Origin of the sequence: Streptomyces sp. WAC07094, assembly GCF_036320405.1 — a bacterium.
GTDB classification, from domain to species: Bacteria; Actinomycetota; Actinomycetes; order Streptomycetales; family Streptomycetaceae; genus Streptomyces; species Streptomyces lannensis.
This window is the reverse complement of the sequence record NZ_JAVMJZ010000001.1, coordinates 4,395,912-4,421,164: the sequence shown is the minus strand read 5'-3', so window position 1 is coordinate 4,421,164 and position 25,253 is coordinate 4,395,912. Positions and strand designations below refer to the sequence as shown.

17 protein-coding genes, 3 tRNA genes and 1 pseudogene are annotated in these 25,253 nt (G+C 70.1%); 12 read left to right on the top strand and 9 right to left on the bottom strand.

Annotated features, from left to right (window positions below):
* Positions 1-192 precede the first annotated feature (192 nt).
* The 4 genes from RCR19_RS19490 to RCR19_RS19475 form a co-directional block, all read right to left on the bottom strand.
* Entirely contained in the window at positions 193-3,264 is a 3,072-nt protein-coding gene (locus tag RCR19_RS19490) for a VCBS repeat-containing protein (RefSeq protein ID WP_331266306.1), read from the bottom strand.
* Positions 3,265-3,505: 241 nt separating this feature from the next.
* Positions 3,506-5,701, bottom strand: a complete 2,196-nt coding sequence (locus tag RCR19_RS19485) for a DEAD/DEAH box helicase (RefSeq protein ID WP_331266305.1) — start codon at positions 5,699-5,701, stop codon at positions 3,506-3,508.
* A gap of 267 nt (positions 5,702-5,968) precedes the next feature.
* Positions 5,969-6,493, bottom strand: coding sequence for a hypothetical protein (locus RCR19_RS19480; protein ID WP_331266304.1), 525 nt, complete (start codon positions 6,491-6,493; stop codon positions 5,969-5,971).
* Positions 6,494-6,723: 230 nt separating this feature from the next.
* Complete coding sequence (locus RCR19_RS19475) at positions 6,724-7,074, bottom strand: metallopeptidase family protein (protein ID WP_331266303.1); 351 nt, start codon at positions 7,072-7,074, stop codon at positions 6,724-6,726.
* 86 nt (positions 7,075-7,160) lie between these two features.
* On the opposite strand from RCR19_RS19475, the gene RCR19_RS19470 reads away from it, so the two are divergent.
* The 4 genes from RCR19_RS19470 (at position 7,161) to RCR19_RS19455 (ending at position 9,139) form a co-directional block, all read left to right on the top strand.
* Complete coding sequence (locus RCR19_RS19470; protein ID WP_331266302.1) at positions 7,161-8,777, top strand: metallophosphoesterase; 1,617 nt, start codon at positions 7,161-7,163, stop codon at positions 8,775-8,777.
* Between the two features lie 80 nt (positions 8,778-8,857).
* Positions 8,858-8,930 (top strand) — tRNA-Glu (locus tag RCR19_RS19465).
* 36 nt (positions 8,931-8,966) lie between these two features.
* A tRNA-Asp gene (locus RCR19_RS19460) sits at positions 8,967-9,041 on the top strand.
* 24 nt (positions 9,042-9,065) lie between these two features.
* A tRNA-Phe gene (locus tag RCR19_RS19455) sits at positions 9,066-9,139 on the top strand.
* An 88-nt stretch (positions 9,140-9,227) separates the two neighbouring features.
* Here RCR19_RS19455 and RCR19_RS19450 read toward each other — a convergent pair.
* Complete coding sequence (locus RCR19_RS19450) at positions 9,228-9,581, bottom strand: tyrosine-type recombinase/integrase (protein WP_331266301.1); 354 nt, start codon at positions 9,579-9,581, stop codon at positions 9,228-9,230.
* A 212-nt stretch (positions 9,582-9,793) separates the two neighbouring features.
* On the opposite strand from RCR19_RS19450, the gene RCR19_RS19445 reads away from it, so the two are divergent.
* From RCR19_RS19445 to RCR19_RS19430, 4 genes are all read left to right on the top strand, one after another.
* Positions 9,794-11,830: a PA14 domain-containing protein gene (locus RCR19_RS19445; protein ID WP_331266300.1), complete on the top strand. Its 2,037-nt coding sequence runs from the start codon at positions 9,794-9,796 to the stop codon at positions 11,828-11,830.
* Positions 11,831-12,620: 790 nt separating this feature from the next.
* The gene (locus RCR19_RS19440) at positions 12,621-13,208 is read left to right on the top strand and encodes a hypothetical protein (protein WP_331266299.1); all 588 of its coding nucleotides are present in this window, start codon (positions 12,621-12,623) and stop codon (positions 13,206-13,208) included.
* A gap of 71 nt (positions 13,209-13,279) precedes the next feature.
* Entirely contained in the window at positions 13,280-13,798 is a 519-nt protein-coding gene (locus RCR19_RS19435) for a signal peptidase I (protein ID WP_331266298.1), read from the top strand.
* 348 nt (positions 13,799-14,146) lie between these two features.
* Positions 14,147-14,395, top strand: a complete 249-nt coding sequence (locus tag RCR19_RS19430; RefSeq protein ID WP_331266297.1) for a hypothetical protein — start codon at positions 14,147-14,149, stop codon at positions 14,393-14,395.
* A 339-nt stretch (positions 14,396-14,734) separates the two neighbouring features.
* On the opposite strand, the gene RCR19_RS19425 is transcribed toward RCR19_RS19430, so the two are convergent.
* Complete coding sequence (locus tag RCR19_RS19425; RefSeq protein ID WP_331266296.1) at positions 14,735-15,175, bottom strand: hypothetical protein; 441 nt, start codon at positions 15,173-15,175, stop codon at positions 14,735-14,737.
* 633 nt (positions 15,176-15,808) lie between these two features.
* Between RCR19_RS19425 and RCR19_RS19420 the strand changes: the two are divergent.
* Positions 15,809-16,030 (top strand): annotated as a pseudogene (locus RCR19_RS19420) (chaplin); the annotation flags it as partial.
* A 436-nt stretch (positions 16,031-16,466) separates the two neighbouring features.
* Here RCR19_RS19420 and RCR19_RS19415 read toward each other — a convergent pair.
* From RCR19_RS19415 to RCR19_RS19405, 3 genes are all read right to left on the bottom strand, one after another.
* Positions 16,467-17,126 (bottom strand): NAD(P)H-dependent oxidoreductase, encoded by a 660-nt coding sequence (locus tag RCR19_RS19415; protein WP_331266295.1) that lies wholly within the window; start codon positions 17,124-17,126, stop codon positions 16,467-16,469.
* A 300-nt stretch (positions 17,127-17,426) separates the two neighbouring features.
* Positions 17,427-18,731, bottom strand: a complete 1,305-nt coding sequence (locus RCR19_RS19410) for an MFS transporter (protein ID WP_331266294.1) — start codon at positions 18,729-18,731, stop codon at positions 17,427-17,429.
* Complete coding sequence (locus RCR19_RS19405; RefSeq protein ID WP_331266293.1) at positions 18,732-19,505, bottom strand: FadR/GntR family transcriptional regulator; 774 nt, start codon at positions 19,503-19,505, stop codon at positions 18,732-18,734.
* A 346-nt stretch (positions 19,506-19,851) separates the two neighbouring features.
* On the opposite strand from RCR19_RS19405, the gene RCR19_RS19400 reads away from it, so the two are divergent.
* The 3 genes from RCR19_RS19400 (at position 19,852) to hrpA (ending at position 25,235) form a co-directional block, all read left to right on the top strand.
* Positions 19,852-20,460 (top strand): DJ-1/PfpI family protein, encoded by a 609-nt coding sequence (locus RCR19_RS19400; protein WP_331266292.1) that lies wholly within the window; start codon positions 19,852-19,854, stop codon positions 20,458-20,460.
* Between the two features lie 340 nt (positions 20,461-20,800).
* On the top strand, positions 20,801-21,112 hold the full coding sequence (locus tag RCR19_RS19395) for a hypothetical protein (RefSeq protein WP_331266291.1): 312 nt from the start codon (positions 20,801-20,803) through the stop codon (positions 21,110-21,112).
* A gap of 145 nt (positions 21,113-21,257) precedes the next feature.
* Positions 21,258-25,235, top strand: a complete 3,978-nt coding sequence (gene hrpA, locus RCR19_RS19390; RefSeq protein WP_331266290.1) for an ATP-dependent RNA helicase HrpA — start codon at positions 21,258-21,260, stop codon at positions 25,233-25,235.
* The last annotated feature ends 18 nt before the right edge of the window (positions 25,236-25,253 follow it).

Genomic DNA, 25,253 nt, shown 5'->3' with positions numbered 1-25,253 from the left:
TGGGTGTAGCCGAGTTGGGCGAGCCGTTCCTCGTCGGACACGGCGGCGCCCGCGGTCCCCGAAGGGCCGCGGGCGCCGGAGGATGAGGGAGATGTCATGTCCCCAGCGATTCCCTCACCGAGGACGTGACATGCGCCACACAGTGGTTGTCATGGCCAAAAGTTGTCGTACGGGTGGCAGCCCCGGGAACCGCTAGAAGATCCCCTTGTACTTCTGCCAGCCGGTGCCGATCTTCACCCGCGGCGCGAAGGACCCGTTGCCGTAACCGGTCTGCCGGAACAGGTTGCCCGCGGTGTCCCGCGCCACGATGTCCGCCTTGCCGTCCCCCGTGATGTCACCCGCACCGACCACCACGTTGTACGAGTTCCCCCAGCCCGTGAACAACCGCACCCGGGAGGCGAAGGTGCCCTTCCCGGTGCCGTAGTAGTGATACAGGACGTTCGACGTGTCCTGGGCGATCAGGTCCCCGATGCCATCACCGTTCAGGTCCCCCACACCGACGACCTTCTTGTACGTCTTCCAGTTGTCGTACAGCTTCACCCGCGCCGACAGCTTCCCCGCACTGGTCCCCTTGTACAGATACACCGCACCCGTCGACGCGTTACGGGCCAGCAGATCGGGCCGCCCGTCACCACTGACGTCCCCCGGCGAGGTCAGCATGTCGTACTGGTTCCAGCCACTGGTCACAAGCGTCGTGTACGGCGTCGCCGGTTTGAGCGCCGCACCACAACCCGGCTTGTACAGACGCACGGCACCGCTGCTCAGCTTCACCAGCACGTCGTTGCACCGGTCCCCGCTCAGGTCGCCGATCGGCACCGCCTTGATCGACGTGGCCCAGCCCGAGGCGGTCGTCCGCGCGGAGAACTTCCCGGTCCCCGTCCCGTTGTGGATCGTCAGAGCCCCCGCGGAGTCGAGGGTGATCAGATCGCCGACGCCGTCCGGGTCCTGCGAGGTGCTGCCCGCGAAGTCATGGCGCGCCGCGCCGCCGTGCAGCAGCCGGACCGTGCCCTTCGTCTCCAGCGGCCCGCCCACGCCGTCCGCCGGCGCGACCGAGAGCGTCCAGTCGTAGGGCCCGTTGGGGAGACGGCCCGTACTGGTCGTCCCGTGCCACTTCACCGCCAGCTCACCGCGCGCCTCCCCGCCGTCGCGGGTGTCGACGACCTTGCCGGTCGCCTTGCTGCGCACCGTCAGACGCCAGTTCACCGCGGGCTTCGACAGCTCGATCCTGGTCAGGGCGGGACCGGAGTCGCCCTGGTCCGCGAAGACACTGTCGCTGGACTCCGCCGGGTCCAACGGACTCAGCGCCTGCTGCGGCACCCCGGACGGTACGAGATGCACACGCTCCTGCTCGTCGACGTAGGCGGCGTTCGGGCCGGACTCGTCGACCGTCCAGCGCACATCCCGCTGCGAGACCCCGGTGTCCGGCAGATCGCCGATGACCCGACTCACGGGCGTTCCGTCCGTGACCGTCGTGAGCGTCAGCTTCCCGGCCCGCCGGTCGTGCGAGACGACAAAACCGTCGCCGAGCTTCGCCTCGTCCGCCGGAACGGGCACGGACCTGTGCGTGTCGCGGTCGTAGACCCCGGCCTTCCCGTCGCAGGTCCAGTAGATCCAGCGGCCGAACGCCTGGAGTTCGATGGGCGTGCACCCGGCGTCGATGGTGAGAGTCTCGGTGGTCTTCTTCGTCGTCAGGTCGTAGGCCGTGACCGTGCCGGGAGTGGTCCCCGCCGTCCACAGCACGTCACCCGAGAGAGCGGCGGCGCCGGGTGCGCGGACGACGCTCGCGACCTCGTTGTCGAGTTGGACGACCCGCTGCTGGGTCGCGGTCGTGTGGATCACGTACCGGCCCGAGGCGTCGGTGATCTGCCCGCCCGCAGGAAGGCTCAACTCCCGCCGGCCGCCCTCGTCGGGCCCGTCGGCCCGGAGGCGGTCGATGCTCGCCGTGTCCCTCGTCAGCCATACCGCGCGGTTGTCCGGCGTGGCGAACAGCCGGCAGGCGCCCTCCGCCGACGGGCAGCCGAACAGATCGTCGCTGTACAGGGAACGCTCACCGAACTCGGGCGTTCCGGTCGCCGCGACGGTCCGGCCGTAGGCCCGGCGGTACCCCTGATCGCGCTCTTCCGCGACGATCAGCCGCCCCTGCTCCAGGGCAAGGCCCTCGATCCTGTACGGCGGTTTCGGCAGCGCCTTGACCTGGGTGACGGCGGGCCGGCCGTCGGCGCCCGCGCGGATGCGCTGGATGCCCCAGTCGTCGGCGGTGGTGCGCCCGACGACCACGGCCGTGCCGTCGGAGACGGCGGAGACGGGGGAGTCCGACGAGGTGAGCACGGTCACCGCGGCACCGCCGGCGATGGGCACCGCGGTCACGGCCGTGCCCGCGCTGGGCCGGTGGACCAGCCAGTCACCGACCACGGCGAGACCGTCCGCGGGGTTCACGCTCCCCGTGCCGTCCAGCGTGACCCCGACCGGGGCGGCCGACAGATCGGAACGGGAAAGCACCTGGACGGCGGCCTCGTTGGGGTTGAACAGCACCACGTGATCGGCGGTGACCTGCGCCTTGAGATAGACCTTGGAGCGCAGCGGGGTCAGGCTCTGCACCTGTCCCGTCCTCCGGTCGACCATGATCGACAGATAACGCCCGTCCTCGGAGGCGTTGAACAGCAGACCCGTGGCGTCCCCGCCCACGGGCGCACCGAGGTTCACACCCTCGGGCAGTCCTCCGACGGGCACGTCACGTGTGGTCCCGTCGGCGTCCGGGATCAGGAGGTGCATCTCCCGCACGGTGGTCCCGTCGGGGGCCTGCACACTGCGCCAGCCGACCGCCAGGTCGCTGTACTCGGTGAGCAGTTGGAGTCCCGCGGGCGTCTGCACGCTGCGGGTGGTCCCGTCCACCGCGTTCCACAGCTCGACCCGTCCCCCGCCGTACTGGTAGGCGATGACGTCGCCGCCGGTCGCCAGGGCGGAGACGGCCCCGGCGGGCTTGACCACGGGCACGGTCCGCCCGTCCGCATAACGCGTCCAGACCTGGCCGGTGTACCCCTCCAGCGAGTGGAAGACGCCCTGGGTCCCGGCGCCGTCGTGGCCCGTGTAGGTCGACCCCTGGAAGAGGCGCGCGGAGGTGTAGGTGCTGCGCAACGTTGCCGGAACCACCGTCTCGTGCGGCCCGTCCGCGAATGCGGCCGATGGCAGCAGAGGTCCCAGCCCGGCGGCGAGAACGGCGGACGCGGCGATCAGCCGCAGGCGTACGAAGGCATGACGCGACAAGGAAATCCCTCCCCGAAAACATGAGAGGGGATGCGTGCGCGTGCGGTGCACGCATCGGATCCCCCGGCCCCCAGCCGCCACATCCCCCTCAAAGCCCGCTGATCGTATAGGAAGTTCACAGCATGCGGGAGCGCGATTACCGCGCCCCCTGCTGCGGCTCGCGCACCACGAACGCCGTGGCCCCCCACCGATTCCGGTGGGGGGCCACGGCGTTCACTGTGCGCTCGGGTCGCGCCCGGCGTCAGCCGTTGCGCTTCCAGCGGGGCTTGTCCTCGCGGCGGCCGAACCCGCCCGAGCCGCGGTGGTCGTCACGGCGGCCGAACGGGCGCTCGTGACCGCCGGCGCGGAAGCCGGGGCGGTCACCCTGGCGGTCGCGGTTGAAGGGCCGGTCGCTGCCGCGGTGCCCACCGCGGTCGTCACGCCGCTCGAACGGACGCCGGTCGTTGTCCCGGCGGAAGCCGCCACGGTCGTCACGGCGCTCGAACGAACGGCCGCCACGCTCACCACGCTCGCCGTCCCGACGGTCGAAACCACGGTCCCGGTCGCGGTTGAAGCCTCCGCGGTCGTCCCGGCGGTCACGGTCGAAGGGGCGACGGTCACGGTCGTTGTCCCGGCGGAAACCACCGCGGTCGTCACGACGCTCGAACGAACGCCGGTCGTTGTCCCGGCGGTCACGGTCGAAGGGGCGACGGTCACGGTCGTTGTCCCGGCGGAAGCCGCCACGGTCGTCACGACGCTCGAACGAACGGCCGCCACGCTCACCACGCTCGCCGTCCCGACGGTCGAAACCACGGTCCCGGTCGCGGTTGAAGCCTCCGCGGTCGTCCCGGCGGTCACGACCCCGGTCGAACTCGCGGTCGCGTTGGGAACCGCCCCGCTCGTCGCGCTGTTCACGGCGCTCGTACGACGAACCGGCCGGCCGCTCCTCGCGCTGGGCACGCTCGACGTCCTGGGCGGTCGGCTGCTCGGGCACGGAGATCTCCGCCTCCGGCGCCTCGGCGGCCGCCGTGGACGCGTCGGTGGCCGCCTGGACCGCCGACTCCGGGTCATCGCCCCGCTCCCGCGCGGCACGGGCGACCAACCGGTCCGCCTCCTCGCGCAGTTCGGTCGCACGCCGGGTGGCGTGCTCCAGCTGCTTGGCGAGGTGGGCGACCTCGCGCTCGGCCTGCTGCGCGGCGTTGCCGGCGGACTCGGCCTGGACCTCGGTCATCGACCGGGCGCCGGTGATGTCGGCGACCTCGGGGTCGAACGCGGCCCCGCCCTGGATGATGTGGCGCGAGGCGTCGACGCCCGCGTCCTCCATCAGCCGGAAGATCTGGCGCCGCTGGTGCGGCAGGGCGAGGGAGACGACCGTGCCGGTACGGCCGGCGCGGGCCGTGCGTCCGGCGCGGTGCAGGTAGTCCTTGTGGTCGCCGGCCGGGTCCACGTTCAGGACGAGGTCGATCCCGTCGACGTGGATGCCGCGGGCCGCGACGTCCGTGGCGACGAGCACGTTCACGTAGCCGTCCTTGAAGTCGGCCAGCGTCCGGGTGCGCGCGCCCTGCGTCATGCCGCCGTGCAGCGCGTCCGCCTTCACACCGGCGTCGCGCATCTGCTCGGCGACCCGGTCGGCACCGAGCTGGGTGCGGACGAAGACGATGGTCCGCCCCTTGCGGGAGGCGATGGCCGCGGTGACCGGGGCCTTGTCCTTGGGCTTCACGATGAGGATGTGGTGCGACATGGTCGTCACGGCGCCCTGGGCGGCGTCGACCTCGTGGCTCACCGGGTCGTTCAGGTACCGGTCGACGAGGGTCTGGATCTCGTTCTCCATGGTCGCGGAGAAGAGCATGCGCTGGCCGTCGGCCGGCACCTGGTCGAGCAGCTCGGTGACCTCGGGAAGGAAGCCCAGGTCCGACATCTGGTCGGCCTCGTCGAGCACCGCGATCTGCACGTTCTCGAGGGAGCAGGCACCGCGGTTGATGATGTCGCGCAGACGGCCGGGCGTGGCGACCAGAACGTCCACACCGCGCTCGAGGGCGTAGATCTGGTTCGCCATGGACGTGCCGCCGCAGACGACCTTCATCTTCAGGCCGAGCACATCGCCGTACGGCTGCAGCGCGTCCGCGACCTGCATGGCGAGCTCACGGGTCGGCGTGAGGATCACGGCCCGCGGCTTCTTCTTCTCGGTGCGACCGCCGGCCAGGGTGGCGAGGGTCGGCAGACCGAAGGAGAGCGTCTTGCCGGAACCCGTGCGGCCGCGGCCGAGGATGTCCTTGCCGAGCAGGGCGTCCGGGATGGTCGCGGCCTGGATCGGGAAGGGGACGGTGACGCCGTTCTGGGCGAGCTTGCGGACGATGCCCTCGGGGAGCCCGAGATCGGCGAAAGTCACCTCGGGAGCGGTTTCCCCGCCCTCGGTGTCCTCGGACAGGACGACGTGCTCAGTACTGACAGCAGACATGCGAAATGCGAACCTTCCGGAGTTCACGGCACGCGCCCAAACATCCGTGAAGTCGCATTCGACCGCCTCAATGCGGTCCGGCCACGGCAAGGGAGAGTACGCGCCACACGCGGCGCGTCTTTGTGGCGCCGGGCAAATGGGATCAAACGATCTACCACCATACGCACCCGGCCCCCTCGAGTGCAAACCGAGTCCCGCCCGCCACGGGTGACCCTCACCACACGGCCGCTTCGCCCCGCCGTGGGCCTCCCCGGGCGGGGCGGACGGCTACATCGCCGGAACGCCCGCACGCGGCGCGGGCTCCCGCTGCATCAGCTGGGTGGTCTGCTCATGCGCCGAGGACGAGGGCTCGGCGGTCGTCGGCGTGGACGAGGTGGGGTCCGGCTCGCTCGGCGGTGTCGGATCCGCCGTGGTCTCCGTCGGGGTCGGATTCCCGTCCGTCGGGGCGGGAGGCACCCCTCCGTCACCCCCCTTGCCCTCGGTGTGGCCGGCGGTCGGCTTGCCGTCCTTGCCCTTGCCGCCGTGCTCGGACTCGGAGGAGGAAGGGGAAGCGGAGGTCCCGGAGGACTCGTCCGGGTCGGTCGAACCGCCCTTGACCGCGGCCCCGCCGCGGCCGCCGCCCGCACCCTGGCCCACCGCCGACCCGCCGCCGGGTGCACCCCCTCCGTGGTGTCCCGCCGAGTGCGACGGGGAGGGACTGCCCTCGTCGTCCCCCACGCTCATGCAGCCGGCGAGCGCGGCCACGACCATGACCGCGGCGGCCAGACGGACGGGTACGTAACAGGCGCGCACGGGCAGCCACCTCCGATAGGGGTCTCCCCTGCCCGTGAGGGTCCCCCGGTCCGGTGGAACCGAGAACCTGGGGAGCGGCCGAGAGCGCGGGGAAGGTGCGAGGAGTCCCCCTGCCCAACTCCCCGTACCCGCAGGAGGACACGCACCCGGGGGAGAACGTCACGCGTCCGGCGAGTCGCGTCCGCGGTCCGCCGGGCCCGGCGCCCGCACACACACGCCGTCCGTCGCCGTCATCCGTACCCGAGCGCGTGCAGCCGGGCGTCGTCGATCCCGAAGTGATGGGCGATCTCGTGGACCACCGTGACCTCGGTCTCCGCCACCACGTCCGCACGCGTCTCGCAGATCCGCAGGGTCGGCCCCCGGTAGATGGTGATCCGGTCCGGCAGCACCCCCGCGTACCACTCCCCGCGGTCCGTCAGCGGAGTCCCCTCGTACAGTCCGAGCAGCTCGGGGTCGTCGGCGGACGGCTCGTCCTCGACGAACACCGCAACGTTGTCCATCAGCCGCGTCAGCTCCGGCGGGATCCGGTCGAGCGCCTCGGCGACCAGTTCCTCGAACTCCTCGCGCGTCATCTCCAGCACAGGGCCATTGTCCGGTACGAACCCCGTTCGAGGAGAGCCGTGAACCGTTCCGCATATCGGCCGGGGAACTTGGGCATACGGGACCAATGGCCCGCGTCCCCGCCGCAACTCAGCTTGGAATACGAAGGGCGTCAGGCACGCTCGTCCGGTACTACCGCTCGCTCCGACCCCATCCGTCCGCCGAACTGGTCCCCCAGCCCCATCCCTGGCTCCGAGCGCTCGGCATGGTCGCCGTCGTCCTCCTGGGCGCCTGGCTCGGCCTGCTGATCGTGGGCAACGTACGCGTCCCGGTGGGGCCCATGAACACCACCATGACGCTGCGTCCCTCGCTCTCCGGCGGTACGAAGATCAACGTCTCGCCGCTCGGCGCCCTGGAGCTGGACAGCCACAGGGCGCCCGTCCGGCTCGACGTGAACGTCGACCAGCTCGACCCGGACCGCGCCCAGGCCCTGGTCGACCACCCGGAACGGATCTCCGGGCTCCAGGAGGAGATCGCCCACGACGTCGAACACGGCACGCTCGATCTCGCCGTGCGCTCCGGCGTGGCCGTGGTCGCCGGCGCCGGCGCGCTCGGGCTGGCCGTCTACCGCCGTCCGCGCCGTGCCCTCGCCGCCGGCGGTCTGGCGCTGACCCTCCTCGCCGCCTCCGGGGCGACGGCCTGGGCCACCTGGAACCCCAAGTCGGTCCTGGAGCCGAGGTTCTCCGGGCTGCTGTCCTCCGCCCCGTCCGTGGTCGGCAACGCGCGCAGCATCGTGACGGAATTCAATGTCTACCAGGAGGAGTTGGCACGCCTGGTGACGAACGTGACCAAGCTCTACGACGTCACGTCCACCCTCCCGGCCTACGACCCCGACCCGACGACCATCCGGGTCCTGCACGTCTCCGACATCCACCTCAACCCGGCGAGCTGGAAGATCATCGCGTCACTGGTGGAGCAGTACAAGATCAACGTGATCGTCGACTCGGGCGACACCATGGACCACGGCACGGCCGCGGAGAACGGCTTCCTCGACCCGATCTCCGACCTGGGCGCCCCGTACGTATGGGTCCGCGGCAACCACGACTCCCGCGCCACCCAGCGCTATCTGGAGGGCATGAAGAACGTCCATGTGCTGGACGACGGCAAGGCGGTGTCCGTCGCGGGCCTGCGGTTCGCCGGGATCGGCGACCCCCAGTTCACCCCCGACCGCTCGGTCGAGCCGGGCGGCGAACGGACCGAGGAGCTCGCGGGCGCCCGCCTGGCCGCGGCCCTGACCGACCAGAAGGCCGCCGGCACCCCCGTCGACATCGCCATCGCCCATGAGCCCACAGCCGCACGCGGGACGGACGGCGCGGTGCCCCTGGTGCTCGCCGGGCATCTGCACCACGAGGGAACGGAGATCATGAAGTACGGCACCCGGCTGCGCATCGAGGGCTCGACGGGCGGCAGCGGGCTGCGTGCGGTCGAGCACAAGTACCCGGCGCCCATCGAGGCCTCGGTCCTCTATCTGGACCGGGACACCCGCCGTCTGCAGGCCTGGGACGAGATCAAACTCGGCGGCCTCGGCCAGACCACGGCCGAGGTGTCCCGCCATCTGGCCGAGGAGAACCAGCCGGGCACCGGGCCCTCCCCCGGCACGTCGCCCCCGACGTCCACGCCACCCGGCAGCTCCACCTCGACCCCGTCCCGGCCCGGCGCGCCCCCTGCGTCGAGCGCCCCCTGAACTGTTTTGGCGAACGCTCCCCGCATCCCATATGCTTCTCACGTCCCCGACGCGCTGAGAAGCGCGCAGGCGGGCCGATAGCCCTCATCGTCTAGCGGCCTAGGACGCCGCCCTTTCAAGGCGGTAGCACGGGTTCGAATCCCGTTGGGGGCACGCACCACCATGTGCGACACTGTCGTACGCACGCTTGGTCCTGTGGAGCAGTTTGGAGTGCTCGCCACCCTGTCAAGGTGGAGGCCGCGGGTTCAAATCCCGTCAGGACCGCTAAGGTTTCACGTGAAACCTTGCGGCTGGGTAGCTCAGTTGGTACGAGCGTCCGCCTGAAAAGCGGAAGGTCGCCGGTTCGACCCCGGCCCCAGCCACCGCCGCCCTATCAGGGCAAAGCCCCCTCCAAAGATCTTCGGAGGGGGCTTTTTTGTGCCCGTGACATCACCTGGTGACATCAACGCGTCAGGCGAGAGCTACGTTCAGCCGATCCAGGGCTCGCCGCTTCTCATCGAGCGAGGCGTGAGCGTAGACGCCCATGGTCACCTCAAGGTCGCTGTGCCCGGCGATCTGCATCACGACGTGCGGGGGCGCCCCGAGGTCGAGCAGCAGTGTCACGCAGGTATGCCGCAGATCATGGAACCTGTGCGTCAGCCCGAACTTCCGGCGGACGGGGCCCCAGCTCCGCCAGAGGTCGTCCGGCTCGTAGGGCGTGCCAAGGCGTGAGGTGAAGACCAGCCCGCTTTCCCTCCACTCCGTGCCGGCCGCCACGCGTTCCTGGGCCTGGCGTTCCTGGTGCTCCCGAAGGTCGGTTGCCACCGTGCGCGGACCCCTGATCCGACCCGTTGAATCCCTTCGAACCACCGCGAACGGCCACGCGAACGGTTGGAAAGCGGGTGGGGCAACCCCTCACGAGTTGGAAGGGCGCCCGATGGTGAGAGGCACCTCGGAACGCCTACATCAGCTGCCATGTGAAGCGGTTTCGCGGACTGCCGATCATGTGCGATCCTCCCCTCTCTGGGGAGGGGATCATGAAGGACACATTCACAGGAAGCCGCCGCATGCGGAGCCGCCGTGGCACCCGCAGAGCGGTCGGCACTGCCCTCGTGGGGGCAGTCGCATGCCTCGCGCTACCCGCCTCCGGCGCTCAGGCGGCAACCACCTGCGCCGCCGGAGTGTGGAAAGCGTCGTACTACGCGAACACCACGTTCGCCGGGACGCCGAAGCGGGCCGTGTGCGACACAGCGATCAGCGAGAGCTACGGCACCGGAGACCCTGCAGGCGTCACTCTCCCACGCGACAATTTCGGGGTCCGCTGGACGATGACGCGCAACTTCGGTTCCGGCGGGCCCTTCACCTTCAGCGTGGCCGTCCAGGACGCCATCCGTGTCTACCTCGACGGCACCCGCAAGATCAACCTGTGGTCCAACGTCTCGTCGACCCGCAGCAAGACGGTCAACGTCACCGTCCCCAGGGGCACGCACAACATTCGCGTCGACTTCGCCGCCTTCACCGGAAGCGCGAACGTCAAGTTCGGCTACGCGCCCAAAACCTCGGCCACAGTCGACAAGACCGCCCCGCTCGCCCCGACCGGCGCGAGGGTCTCGTACGACCAGGCCACCAGCAAGGCCACGTTCACCTGGTCCAAGAACAAGGAGATGGATCTCGCCGGGTACAAGGTGTACCTGCGCAGACCGGGCACCAGCACCCTGGTGGTGCGGACGACCGCCACGTCCTACACGACGACGCTGCCCGCCACGGGTGCGGTCTACCGATTCGGCGTCGACGCCGTGGACAGGGCGGGGAACACGTCGTCCTCCGGCATCGATCTGCCCGTCACGACCGCTGACCGGACGGCTCCGCGGGCACCCACCGGACTGACGGCGGCCGACAGCCAGTGGGACGTCACCCTGAGCTGGACGGCGAGCGAAGCGGGCTCCACCTTCAGGGTGTACCGGGCCAACTCGACCACCGGGCCGTACTCCCTCGTCGGTACGACGAAGTCGACGTGGCTGACCCTCACCGACGTCCCTTACAGCACGCCCCGCCACTACAAGGTGACTGCCACCGACGTCTCGGGCAACACGTCGGCGGCGTCCGCCGTGCTGTCCTACACCCGGCCCACGGCCGTCCCCTGGCTCTACCACGCCGAGAACAACGAGGCGGACACCGGTATCCGTCTGCTCTGGGAAGCGCGCCTGAACGCCGGCACGACGGGGTTCCGCGTCTACCGCGCCGAACCCGGCTCAGCCGACCCCTCCTGGCATGCCGTCACGTGCGAGGACTTCGGGCGGGGCGGCTCGACCCCATACGTACAGGTCCACTACTGCACCGACCGGACGGCGGTCGCCAGGACCGGGTACCAGTACGCGGTGACCTCCGTCGACGGCGAGGGGCGGGAGTCGGAGCGATCCGCCCCGTATTCGATCACGCGCGTGGACAGGACGCCCCCGCCCGCGGTCACCGGGGTGACGGTCAAGGCCACGCCTTACGGTGTGGTGCTGGACTGGGACCCCAGCACGGCGCCCGACATCGCCAAGTTCATCATTCGCAGGGAGCCGGAAGAGAAGCTTCCCTGCTGGTGCAATCTGGCCGAAGTCGACGCCGACACCACCCACTTCGTGGACGCGGAGCTGCCGGACGGCGAGACCCTGACCTACTCCGTGGATGCCGTGGACACCTCGGGGAACTCCCTCTACACCCTGTACCTGAACCCGGAAGGCGAGGGCATGACGTTCGCCGACGTGACGGAGCTGGATCTGACTCCGTCCGTCGACACGCCGGCGGGCGCGCCACTCGATCTCACTGCCACGGCCGCCGATTCGGGCCACGCGGTGGAGCTGCGCTGGGACGCGATCAGGGAAGCGACCGGTTACCGCGTCCACCGCTGGAACCCCGACGCCGCAGCGTACGAGCCGCTGACGGCGGAGCCGGTCACCGATCTCTCCTACACGGACACCACAGCCGCCACGGGCACCACCCACTTCTACTGGGTAACTGCCGTGTACGCCGACGGGACCGAGTCGGCCCCGGGGGCCGCCTGGACGATCCTGCAGCCCGGGAGCTGACGCCGCCACCGCCACCGGAGCCGCGAAAGGGCCGGACCACGAGATGGTCCGGCCCTTTCGCATGCGCGGTTGCAGCCTCGGTTGCACCAGCCGCCTGGACAGGCGAAACGACGGGGCCCCGCTGAGGACAGCGGGGGACAGCCATAGCTACAGGCCAGAGCCATGGCGGAGTACGCCGACGGCAGCGCACAAGCACGGTTGACGACGTCCCTTCCCACCTCCCGCGATCAGGCCCGGATCCGCCAGAACACGGCCCGAAAAGCGGAAGGTCGCCGGTTCGACCCCGGCCCCAGCCACCGCAGCTGAACAGCGAAAACGCCCCCGTCGAGATCATCGGCGGGGGCGTTGCGTTGTCGTACTGACAGCGGCACGACGGCAGTGCGGTTACTCGAACAGCTCGCTGAACTGGGCCAACGCCTTGCTCTTCCCCTCCGTGGAGGAGCGGGCGTACACCCCGAGGGTGATCTGAAGATCACCGTGCACGGCAATCTCCCGGACGATGTGCGGCCCTACTCCAAGATCCAGCGGTAGCGAGACGAACGAGTGCCGAAGATCATGGAACGGTACTCATGCAGGCCGACCCGTTTCCGCGTGGCATGCCAGTGGCGATTCAGGTTCCTCGGGCCGATCGGCGAGCCCGCAGCCGCCGTAAAGACATGGCCGGACTCCGGTCACTCGGCACCACAGGCACCCTGCCCCTCTGCCTGCCACGGTCACCGGAGCGGCACCGACATAGATGAGACAGAATGCACAAAGATGTCGCGAATGTCGCAATTGAATGGAGTGGTCGATGGGGCGTCCCTGGCTGCACGTGCTGGCACAGGTGGTCCCCGTTCCGCTCGGGTTGCTGCTCAGCGGTGCACTGGTCTGGGGTGCCACCAACGCCGACTGGAGTGGGACCACCAGCAACAGCGGCAACACGTGGGAGTCCGGTTCGCTGGGGCTGGCCAACAACAGCAAGGTGCCCATGTTCCGCGTCGACAACATGCGACCCGGCGACACAGGCTCCAACTGCATCAGAATCGAGTCGAACGCCGACTTCCCCACCGCGCTCAAGCTCTACAGCAGCTCACCGAACTGGCCCAGCAACTACCAATCCTTCATCGACCTCAAAATCGAGGTAGGCAGCGGCGGCACCTTCGGTAACTGCAAGGGCTTCACTCCGCAGAGGACCGCGTTCAACGGCACCCTGGACCAGTTCGTCGCCCTGTACACAGACTTCCGCAACGGCGTGGGCCCCTGGACCCTGCCCGGCAAGCCACCCAACTCGCTGAGCTTCCGCTTCGCGTGGAAGTTCAGCCGGAGCGCACCCAACAGCGCGCAAAGCGTGGTCACCAACGAGGTGACCTTCACCTGGGAAGCACGAGAACACAAGTGACTCCCTCAAGTGGCCCGGCCGCCACCGCGCCCTGCCAACCCACGGCCAGAGGTGCCCGGCACCCGATCCGCGTGGTCACCTCGGTCACCGCACGTACCGTGCTCGGCTCGCTGATTGGGCTGCTCGTGTGGGCGCAATTGCCCGTGGTGGCGCTGGGCTGGACGGCGTGCGTGGTGCAGTCCGGCTCCATGCGTCCCGCCCTCGTGCCGGGCGACGTGGTTCTCTATCAGCCACCACCGCGCGACCGCACACCGGCGGTTGGCCACATCGTGCTGGTGCAGGACCCCACCCGTCCCGGCCATCTGCTCACCCATCGGGTCTACCAGGTACTCCCCGACAACGACCTGGTCACCAAAGGCGACGCCAACTCCGCACCGGACTCCACCCCGATCCGATCCACGGCACTCGAAGGCGTAGCACGGTTACGCGTGCCCTCGATCGGACTGCCAGTCCAGCTCTGGCGCGCCAAGCAGCCCGTGCCCGAGGCGATCCTGCTGCTTGGACTTGCCACTCTGCTTGCGCTTGCCGCTCTGCCACTGCACAGACGCAACCGACCCGATCAGGGCCCGGGCAACGGCCCGTCACGGTGAGGGCGCGGGTGCGGGACCTGATCGCGAGACGCGGCCGTGCAGGTGGTGCGACGCACCGGTGCAGCAGCCGCGGAGTCGTTGGCGTCGACGGCGGTTCTGCGGCGGGGAACATCGCCGGCGGTAGGTGGTTCCTTCAGCGGTCGTGCGGTTCCTGGACGGCCTTTGGTCGGCCAGGTCATGCACCGGCCGGGGTCGCGGCCGCGGTCCCATGCGTCGAACGGGCGGGTGTCCACGCCGTCCCGGCTCAGGCGACGGGTGCGGGGCGGCGCCATGGTTGTTTCCTTCAAGGGGAGTTGTCGGGTGCGGGCGGGCGGAGCGGCGGTCTGGGGGACCGTTAAGGTCGCGCGCATGGGTGGGGAGATCCAGGCGCAGGGCGCCACCGAAGCCGGAAGCCGCACGTGCCTGAGATGCGACAACACTCTGCCGGCACGGCGAATACCGCGCTTGTTCTGCTCGCCGCGGCACGCAGCGCAGGCAGCGTTCGCGGCGTTGCTCTTCGTCTTCGCGGTCGAGCGGATCGGCTTGCGTTTCGCCTGGCGCCTCATGCACACAGTCCTGGGCATCACAAACGTGCTGTCGTGGTTCGGATGGGGCTGAGCCGTATTTCCCCCCGCTGCATCACCAAATGACCGGATTCGGAAAAGGCAAGGGCGGCGGTGCATACGACACACCGTCGCCCTTCCGCGGCCGCCCCTCGGCTTCGCCGGCCTTGACGACCGTGCCGTCCGGTCCGCCGGCCGCGGCCGTTCGCATTTCGTCACCACGGCCGCGCCGATTCTCCGGTCCCGTCCGTGACACGGAACCGGCACTCGGGTAAGCCGAGTTGGCGGGCGGCGCCCGCTCTCCGCCGTCGCCGTCGCAGCTCGGTCCTGGGGCCGGGTGCACGGTGCATTCGCCGACCAAGCCGCACGGCAGAATGCGCCGGTCGGTGACCTCTCAGGCGGCGACGGCGATGCGGGAGGCGAGGTCCCTGCCCGCGGCCTTGTACGCGGGAGGGAAGGTGAGCTTCAGACCCTGTTCCTGGCCCTGAACGGTGAGCACGGTCTGCAGTCCGAGACCGAGCAGCGCCTTCTTCACAGGTGCCGCGGACATCAGCTGGCGCGGCAGGGACATCAGCAGCTTGCCGGGGCGTCCCGACATCGTCGAGGCGTCGAAGAACATCAGCCGCCGGTCCGTGAGCGCCCAGTACATCGGACGCGGCTGGACGGTGGCGATCACCGTCCCGGCGGTGAGGGCGCCGACCAGCGCGGTGGTGAGCACCCGGCGCCTGGCGGAGACGGATCCGACCTTGGCGACGGAAGTGATTTCGACCTGCTCTCCCTCGGTGAGCAGGGGGGCGACGGACTGAAGCAGCTGCTGTCTGCGCCGGTTGTTCATGATTGTCCTTGCGGTGTTCCGAAGGCACGCGTGCGCGCCGTGCCGGTGCGCGTGGGGGGATGCAGGAGAGCGTACGGACGGGACTTCGGCATCCGATCAAGATCGGGCCATGAGTCCGCAAAGGCACCGGACGATCGGACAGCCGGAGGGGGCGCCCGCACGCACAGCGGGCGTGTGCCGGTCCGCCACCGGTGGCCCTTGCCCCGGCCGGCGGTGTGGAGTTGGGCCATCGGTGCCCTGCGCCCGGGCTCTCAGGGGCGACCCCGACCCGGGACGCGGCATCTGCTCGGCTCCGCCCGGATCGACGGCAGACCGTGGCTCACCCGAACAGCGCGTCTTGCCCCCGCCCCGATCCTCTTCGTCGAGCCGAGCCGAGCCGAGAGGGGACGAAAAGTAGGGACCGGCGCTCCGAATGGTCGACCCGGTCACCAGGATTTCGCCGCCCGTGATGCCCCGTCGGCGGCCCGGCGAATCCTCTCCGAATGAGCCATCCGAGTGCATATATCGAAAACTGCCCCGTGTGTAGTGGCCTTATTGGTGCTGTTGTCGTTTCCATGCTGTTGCTCGGGATCAAGAGTGCTCAGAAGCACTCAGTCTTGCGGCACGTCGACATGATTGCAGGGAGAGGAACGCATGAAGCTCAGGAAAATGGCGGCTGTGGCCGCAGGTATGGTCGTTGCTCTCGGGGCGGCTGCTCCGGCCATGGCTGACTCCGGTGCCCAGGGCAGCGCCACGGGCTCCCCGGGCATCCTGAGCGGCAACGTCATCCAGGTGCCCATCGACATCCCGGTGAACGTCTGCGGCAACACCGTGAACGTGATCGGGCTGCTGAACCCGGCGGCCGGCAACACCTGCGCCAACGGTGCCGACATCACGCCGACCGAGACCGCGGCCACCACCCCGGCCGCCACCGAAGACGACACCGTGGGCACCGTCGCCCCGGAGGACGACGCCAGCAGCATCGATGACAGCATCGCGGACTGCCTCTGCCGTGAGATGGCCACGAGCTGAATCCCGTCTTCTGACGGAACCTGCCTGATGCAGGAATGACGCGAGGAAGGCCGCCACTTCACAGGAAGTGGCGGCCTTCTCGTCTTTTCATATCCGATGGAAATGCCGCAGGGATCCTCGAGCCGCTGAAGCAGTTGTCGAAAGTGTGATGGCCGGGCGCAGCAGGATGGCGAGGAAAACCCGCCGCGCGCCGTTCCCCGAATCGCCGTACCGCCGGAGAGCGGGCGCGGCAGGGCCCGGACCGCCCTTCGGTACGAAGTCCGTACGTGTCACCCGGCTATCACGCCTCGGCCCGTTGGGTGATGGCCGCGTCGGTGCGGTCCCCCAGGAACTCGTACCACCGGCGTTCCAGGCAGACGTAACGCACGTCCGCCTCGACGAGGCTGAGGAAACCCGCCACGGTCTCGGTGAGACGCTGCTGCAGCCCCGAGTCGGCCAGCGCTCCGTCCTCGGCGAAGGCCTGGTAGCTGTCGGCCACGCTGAACATGTCCGGGTAGACCCGGGTGCCCAGGTGCTCCAGGGGCACCCTCAGGGCCCACAGTCCGCGGTTGCCGCCGACCAGTGACGGCGAGGCGGAGACGAGCATCGCGTGCTTGGTCTTGAACGGCTGCGGCCGGACACGGGAGACCCAGTCGATCGCGTTCTTCAGCACACCCGGAACGGAGGCGTTGTACTCCGGCGAGGCGATGACGAAGGCGTCACTCCGATCGAGTCGGTCCCGCAGGGCGAGGGCGCCGGGGGGCAGCCCCTCCGCGGCCTCCATGTCGCCGTCGTACAAGGGCATGTCGAAGTCGCGCATGGAGGCGAGGTCGACCGCCGCACCGGTGTCGGAGATGAGCCGGGCGACGAGGGCGGCCAGGCGGGCGTTGGCCGAATCGGCACGCAGTGCCCCGCCGAAGACCAGCACCCGAAGCGGGCCGGGAGATGTGTCCGTGGGCATGGCTCGGTCCTTCCGCCGTGAGCACGCGCCCCGGCCGGGGCGCCCCTGTGACCAGTGTGGTTCCGGGAGGGTCGCCGTGCGACAGGGCGGGCGACCGGCAGGGCGGCGCCGGCGGGGTCTCTCGTTGGGGCCCGCCTTGGGGCCGAAGATGCTCACGCCTTCGTGCCCACGGGCTCGGCGGCCCGTGGGCGTCGGGCCGTTCGGGTGGGGAGCCGGACCGTCGGGCTCTCGCCGGCGAACGGCCGGCCCGTCCGTACGGTGACGACGCCGCGACCTCGGCTGCGGCACCGGTCCCCTGGATCAGGAGACCACTCCGCGCCCCTCGTCCGTCGACCGGCGTGGTGCGGCGTGCCGGTCGACGGATGCGCCCAGGCCGAGTGCCGCCTGGGGGACGAGCAGCACGATCAGGATGATCAGGGGGACGGTCCAGCCGCCGGTCGACTGGTGGACAGCGCCCAGCGCCAGGGGCCCCGCCGCCGCCAGCAGATAGCCGACGAACTGCGCCATGCTCGACAGCTGTGCGGTGTGCCGGGCGTCGGGGGAGCGCAGCACGACGAAGAGCATGGCCAACGAGATCGCGGCGCCCTGCCCGAGGCCGAGAAGGACCATCCACAGATAGGGGAGGCCCGTGGGGGCCGCGGCCAGGCCCGCGAATCCGGCGCCCGTGACCACCGTGCCGGTGACGGCCAGCAGTCCGGGGCGGACGTGCCGGGCGAGCACAGGGGAGGCGAAGGCGCCGGCGACACCGACGAGGCTGCTGAAGGACAGCATCCAGCCGGCGGTTCCCGCGCTCATGCCGGCGTTGGTGAGCATGCTGGGCAGATAGGCGGCCGCCGCGTAGTACGACAGCGACTGCATGCCCATGTAGCCGGTGACCAGCCATGCGATCGGATGGCTCCACATCCCGCGAACGGGGTGTTGCGCGGCTGCGGCCTGTGCGGCGGAAGGGCGCGAGCGCCGACGGGACTGCGGGGCCCACAGCACCAGCGCCACCAGCGCCGGCAGTCCCCACATGGCCAGCTCGGGCCGCCAGTGCAGGCCCAGCGCCGTGCCGATCGGCACGGTCAGGCCGGCGGCCAGGGCCGCACCGGCGTAGAGGGACATCGAGTACAGGCCGGTCATCAGGCCGATGCGGTCGGGGAAGTCGCGTTTGATGACCCCGGGCAGCAGCACATTGGCCACGGCCACCCCCGCGCCGACCACGACCGTGCCGGCCATCAGCGCCACCGTCGACGGGGTCAGCCTCAGTGCGCTGCCGCAGCAGACGGCCGCCATCGTCCACAGCAGCGCCGGCTCCATCCCCAGCCGGCGGCCCAGCCCGGGCGCGAGCGGCGCGATGAGCCCGAAGCACAGCAGCGGCAGCGTCGTCAGGAGGCCGGCCGCCGTGGCGGTCATACCGGTGTCCTGCCGGATGGTGTCCAGGATCGGCGAGGCGGCGACGATCGCGGGGCGCAGGTTCAGCGCCAGGGCGATGACGCCCGCGCCCAGCAGGAACCCTGTCCGCAGTCCCGCTCTCCCTCGCACGGCCGGGGTCTCCTCCGGCCGGGTGCCGGCATCGACATCGTCCGAGCCGACGGCGCGGTCGGGGCGGAAGGCGGGACCCACCTACTCGTCTCCCGTCAGGGTGCCGGTCACGGGCGGTGGAGCCGCTGCCGACGGGGGCGCCGCCGAGGGGAGCGGGTCCGCGTCCTGCAGGAGGCGCAGCGCGCTGGTGCCGTCGTCGATGTACCGGGCCACCGCGCGGCCCGCCGCATAGGGATCGGAGGCCTCGATCGCGGCGAGGAGGTCGGCGTGCGATTCGAAGTGCGTGCGGTCGCGGTCCGGGAGCGAGGAGTCGGTCATGGAGGAGATGAGGGCGTACAGGCCGTCGGTGAGATGGCTGTAGATGTCGGAGAGCATGCCGTTGTACGCGGCGGCGACCACCGCACGGTGGAAGGCCACGTCCGCCTGCACGAACGCCTCTACGTCCCCCGCCTCCCACGCCGTCGTCCGGCCCGCCAGCGCCGAGCGCAGCACCTCGAGATCCGCGTCGGTGCGCCGCCGGGCGGCGAGCCGCGCCGCGTCGCGTTCGAGGGCGGATCTGACCTCCTGAGTCTCCATCAGCCCCGCCCGGTGCAGCCGTCGTCGAAGTGCCGCGCCGAGGGAGTCGGAGGCCCGGACGTAGGTCCCGTCACCCTGCCGCGTCTGGAGCATGCCGGTGTGCACAAGCGCGCGCACCGCCTCCCGCACGGTGTTCCGGCCCACCCCCAGCGTCTCGGTCAGGACCGGCTCGGCGGGGACCCTCGTCCCCAGGGGCCACTCGCCCGACTCGATCAGGTTCTGCAACTGCCCGATGACCTGCGCCACCAGGCTCGCCCGCTCCGTAGGCTGGATAGGCATCCCACACCTCCTAACATCCCATGTTTCGGCCAGGCTAACATCCCATGTTTCACGGCGCGCACCCGATGGGAGCCGTCGACATCACCCGTGGGCCGGAGGGCGGTGGCGTGACGGGCGGACGGCGGCAAGTGGCCCGCGGCCCACGGCAGTTCATCGGCTCCCCGGCGTACGGACGCGGGACCGGGCCGGACGACGGCAGCACGCGGGGCTTCGACGGACACGGCACTCGGGCGCCGAACCCCACGCGACCTGGGTGTGTGCATGCCACCAACCCCGGATTGGCTGTCGTCCCGGAACGGCGTGCCGGGTGATACTGCCCGTTCGACGCCGTACTGAAGGAGTTGTGATGCAGGTCGCCGTGGTCACCTTCGACGGGTTCAACGAGCTCGACAGCTTCATCGCCTCCGCCCTGATCAACCGGTGCCGCAAGGACGGCCTGGAGGCCTTCATCACGACGCCGACGCCGGTGGTCACGTCGATGAACGGCGTCGAGGTGACCGGACAGCGTCCGATGGAGTTCGTGACCGAGGCCGAGGTCGTGCTGATCGGCAGCGGTGTGAAGGCCCGCGACGTGGTCGAGGACGACCGGTTGATCGCCAGGCTCCGACTCGACCCTTCGCGCCAGCTGATCGGTGCCCAGTGCTCCGGTGCGCTGGTGCTCGCCCGGCTGGGCCTGCTGGCGGACATGCCCGCGTGCACGGACGTGAAGACGCGGCCCTTCGTCGAGGCCCGCGGTGTCACCGTGCTGGACACCCCGTTCCACGCCGAGGGGAACATCGCCACGGCGGGCGGTTGCCTGGCGTCCCAGTACCTGGCCACGTGGGTGATGACCCGCACACTCGGGGAGGACGCCGCGCGCGGCGTCCTCGACTACGTGGCTCCCGTCGGTGAGAACCGGGAGACGGTCGAGCGCGCCCTGAGCGCCGTGCGCTCGGGCGAGTCCGTACTGCGCTGACGCCCCGTATCCGTCCGACGTCCCCGCGCAGGGCCGACGGCGCACGTCGTCGGCCCTGCGCACGTCGTCGCGGAGTCCACCGGCTGCCACGACCCTCGACCCGGAGCGGATCCTCGAACGGCACGCGTGGCGGATCCGGCGGGAGGATCGCCGGGCCCGGCGCTCACGCCGAGCCCGCCGGTGCGCACGGGATCGCGGCGAGCGCGCCGACCGCCAGGCGGAAGGCCCCGCCGCAGACGGACGGGGCCTTTGTCCCCCACGGGGCCGACCCGGCTTGGCATGCCCTCGCGCGAACGCTAGGTTCTGGCGGGTCGAGGTCAATCGTGCGGGCGGGGCGATCATGGGCGTGGGCGGGGCGAAGGCCATGGGGGACGTCGAGCTGGAGCGGGACCGGGCCCGCTACGGACTCCTCGCGGTGATCATCAGCAATCTCGCGATCGCCGGTGTCGCGATCTTCGGAGTGTGGCGCCTGGACGGCGACCGGTCCGTGATGGTGGGCGTGCTCACCGCGGCCTTCACCTCCGTGAGCAGCATGACCACCGCGTACCTGGGCATCAAGGCCGTCTCCAACACGGCGAAGTCGATGGCCCGGGAGCGGGTCGCCGCCGCCAAGCCCGCCGCTTCGGTGCCCCCGCAGCCGACCGATCACTGAGCAGTGGTCACCGGGCGCTGATCAGCGATCGCCGGGCAGCGGCGCGGCCCGTAGCGCCCGCGTGGTCCACACGTGGCATCACGCCAACCCGCCGGAGACAAATCGTTAGCCACGAATTTCTCCGAGGTGAGATCCTGGACCGCGTATGTCTACGCATCCTGCCCCCGCCCTCGGCGCTCTCGCCCCCCGCCTGACCGAGCTGTCCCTGCGCGACGCCCACCGGCTCGGCCGCAGGCTCGAAGGCGCGCGCAAGATCCGCAAGCCCGAGGCCCGGGCCGCCGTACTCGCCGAGATCGAGGCGGAGGTCGCCAAGGCCGAGGCCAGGATCGCCGAGCGCGGCGCCCGCGTCCCCGCCGTCACGTATCCCGAAGAGCTGCCGGTCAGCCAGAAGAGGGACGCGATCGCCGACGCCATACGTGAGCACCAGGTCGTGATCGTGGCCGGCGAGACCGGCTCCGGCAAGACCACCCAGATCCCCAAGATCTGCCTCGAACTCGGCCGTGGGGTACGGGGCATGATCGGCCACACCCAGCCGCGCCGTATCGCCGCCCGGACCGTCGCGGAGCGGGTCGCCGACGAGCTCCGCACCCCGCTCGGCGAGGGCGTCGGCTGGAAGGTGCGGTTCACCGACCAGGTGAACCCGGACGGCACCTTCGTCAAGCTGATGACGGACGGCATCCTGCTCGCCGAGATCCAGACGGACCGCGAGCTGCGCGGCTACGACACGATCATCATCGACGAGGCCCACGAGCGGTCCCTCAACATCGACTTCCTGCTCGGCTACCTCGCCCAGCTCCTGCCGAGGCGGCCGGACCTCAAGGTCGTCATCACCTCCGCCACGATCGACCCCGAGCGGTTCTCACGGCACTTCGGCGACGCCCCGATCGTCGAGGTCAGCGGACGCACGTATCCCGTCGAGGTGCGCTACCGGCCGCTCCTCGAGGAGGACTCCGAGGACGCGGACCGCGACCAGATCACGGCGATCACGGACGCCGTCGAGGAGCTGATGACCGAGGGCCAGGGCGACATCCTGGTCTTCCTCTCCGGTGAACGCGAGATCCGTGACACCGCGGACGCGCTGACCAGGAAGCAGTACCGGTTCACCGAGATCCTGCCGCTGTACGCCCGGCTCTCGCACGCCGAGCAGCACCGCGTCTTCCAGCCGCACACGGGCCGCAGGATCGTCCTGGCCACCAACGTCGCCGAGACGTCCCTCACCGTCCCCGGCATCAAGTACGTCATCGATCCCGGCTTCGCGCGCATCTCGCGCTACAGCCACCGCACCAAGGTCCAGCGCCTGCCCATCGAGCCGGTCTCGCAGGCGAGCGCCAACCAGCGCAAGGGCCGCTGCGGCCGTACATCGGACGGCATCTGCATCCGTCTGTACAGCGAAGAGGACTTCCTTGCCCGGCCCGAGTTCACCGACGCCGAGATCCTGCGTACGAACCTCGCCTCCGTCATCCTCCAGATGACCGCCGCCGGCCTCGGTGACATCGAGAAGTTCCCCTTCATCGATCCGCCGGACCACCGCAACATCCGCGACGGCGTCCAGCTGCTGCAGGAACTGAGCGCGCTGGACCCCGCGCAGAAGGACCCGCGCAAGCGCCTGACCGAAACCGGCCGCAAGCTCGCCCAGCTCCCGGTCGACCCGCGGCTGGCGCGGATGGTCCTGGAGGCGGACAAGAACGGCTGCGTGCGCGAGGTCATGGTGATCGCCGCCGCCCTGTCCATCCAGGACCCGCGGGAGCGGCCCGCCGACAAGCAGACCCAGGCCGACCAGCAGCACGCCCGGTTCCGGGACGAGACGAGCGACTTCCTCGCCTACCTCAACCTCTGGCGGTACATCCGTGAGCAGCAGAAGGAACGGGGCTCGTCGTCGTTCCGCCGGATGTGCAAACAGGAGTACCTGAACTTCCTGCGCATCCGCGAATGGCAGGACATCTACACACAGCTGCGCACGGTCGCCAAGCAGATGGACATCCATCTCGACGAGCAGGACGCCCCGGCCGACCGCATTCACGTCTCGCTGCTCGCCGGCCTCCTCTCGCACATCGGGCTCAAGGACGTGAAGGAGTCCAAGGACTCCGGCCCCGGCGCCCGCCGGGACGGCGGGCGCAACGAGTACATCGGCGCCCGCAACGCCAAGTTCGCGATCTTCCCGGGCTCGTCCCTGTTCAAGAAGCCCCCGCGCTTCGTGATGTCCGCCGAGCTCGTGGAGACCTCCCGGCTCTGGGCGCGCGTCAACGCCAAGATCGAGCCGGAGTGGGTCGAGCCGCTCGCCGAGCACCTCCTGAAGCGGACGTACGGCGAACCGCACTGGGAGAAGGACCAGGCCGCGGTGATGGCCTACGAGACGGTCACGCTGTACGGCGTCCCGATCGTCGCCCAGCGGAAGGTGAACTACGGGCGGATCGACCCGGAGGCGAGCCGCGAGCTGTTCATCCGCAACGCCCTGGTCGAGGGCGACTGGCGCACCCACCACAAGTTCTTCGCCGACAACCGCAAGCTGCTCACCGAGGTCGAGGAGCTGGAGCACCGCGCCCGCCGCAGGGACATCCTGGTCGATGACGAGACGCTGTTCGACTTCTACGACCAGCGGGTGCCCGAACACGTGGTCTCGGGGGCCCACTTCGACTCCTGGTGGAAGCACAAGCGGCACGAGCAGCCCGACTTCCTCGACTTCGAGCGCGAGATGCTCATCAACGAGAAGGCGGGCGCGGTCACCAAGGACGACTACCCCGACTCCTGGCGCCAGGGCCCGCTGAAGTTCAGGGTCACCTACCAGTTCGAGCCGGGCGCGGACGCCGACGGTGTGACGGTGCACATCCCGCTCCAGGTCCTCAACCAGGTCACCGACGAGGGCTTCGACTGGCAGATCCCGGGGCTGCGGGAGGACGTGGTCACGGAGCTGATCCGGTCCCTGCCCAAGCCGATCCGCCGCAACTACGTGCCCGCACCGAATTACGCGACGGCGTTCCTCGACCGCGCGGTCCCGCTGCAGGAACCGCTGACCGTGACGATGGCGCGCGAGCTGAAACGCATGGTCGGGGTGCCCTTCGAGGCCGACGACTTCGACTGGGCCAAGGTTCCCGACCATCTCAAGATCACCTTCCGGATCGTCGACGAGCGGCGCCGCAAGCTCGCCGAGGACAAGGACCTCGAGACCCTGAAGCTCCGGCTGAAGCCGAAGGCCCGCAAGGCCCTCTCCCAGGCCGCGGCGGCCACCGCCGAGCGGGAGGGCGGGGAGTCCCTGGAGCGCTCCGGCCTCACGGACTGGACGATCGGCGCGCTCACCCGGGTCTTCGAGACCCGCCGCGCGGGCCAGCCGGTGAAGGCCTACCCGGCGCTGGTGGACGACGGCGACACGGTTTCGGTACGCCTCTTCGACACCGAGGAGGAGCAGGCCGAGGCCATGTGGAAGGGCACCCGCCGCCTGATCGTGCGGAACATCCCCGTGAGCCCGGCGAAGTTCGCGTCCGAGCAGCTGACGAACGCGCAGAAGCTCGGACTGTCCGCGAACCCGCACGGCTCCGTCCAGGCGCTGTTCGACGACTGCGCGACGGCGGCGGCGGACAAGCTGATCGGGGACTTCGGGGGACCGGCGTGGGACGAGGAGTCGTACCGGAAGCTGTTCGACAGGGTGCGCGCCGAGATCGTCGACACCACGGTCCGTACCGTCGGGCAGGTGCAGCAGGTACTCGCCGCCTGGCAGGCCTGCGAGCGCCGGCTGAAGGCGGTGCGCAGCCCCGCGCTGCTGCCGAACCTGACGGACGTCAGGACCCAGCTGGACGCCCTCGTGAAACCCGGCTTCGTCACGGAGGTGGGCATACGGCGGCTGCCTGACCTGATGCGCTACCTGGTCGCCGCCGACCGCCGGTTGCAGCAGATGCCGACCAACGTCCAGCGGGACACGACGCGCATGGCCAAGGTCCACGAGATGCGGGACGAGTACGCATGGCTGCTCGAGCAGCTGCCGCAGGGCCGCCCCGTCCCGTCCTCGGTACGCGACATCCGCTGGATGCTCGAGGAGCTGCGCGTGAGTTACTTCGCGCACGCGTTGGGCACCGCCTATCCGGTCTCGGACAAGCGCATCGTGAAGGCGATCGACGCCGCGGCGCCGTGACGGCCCCTTCACGGTGGG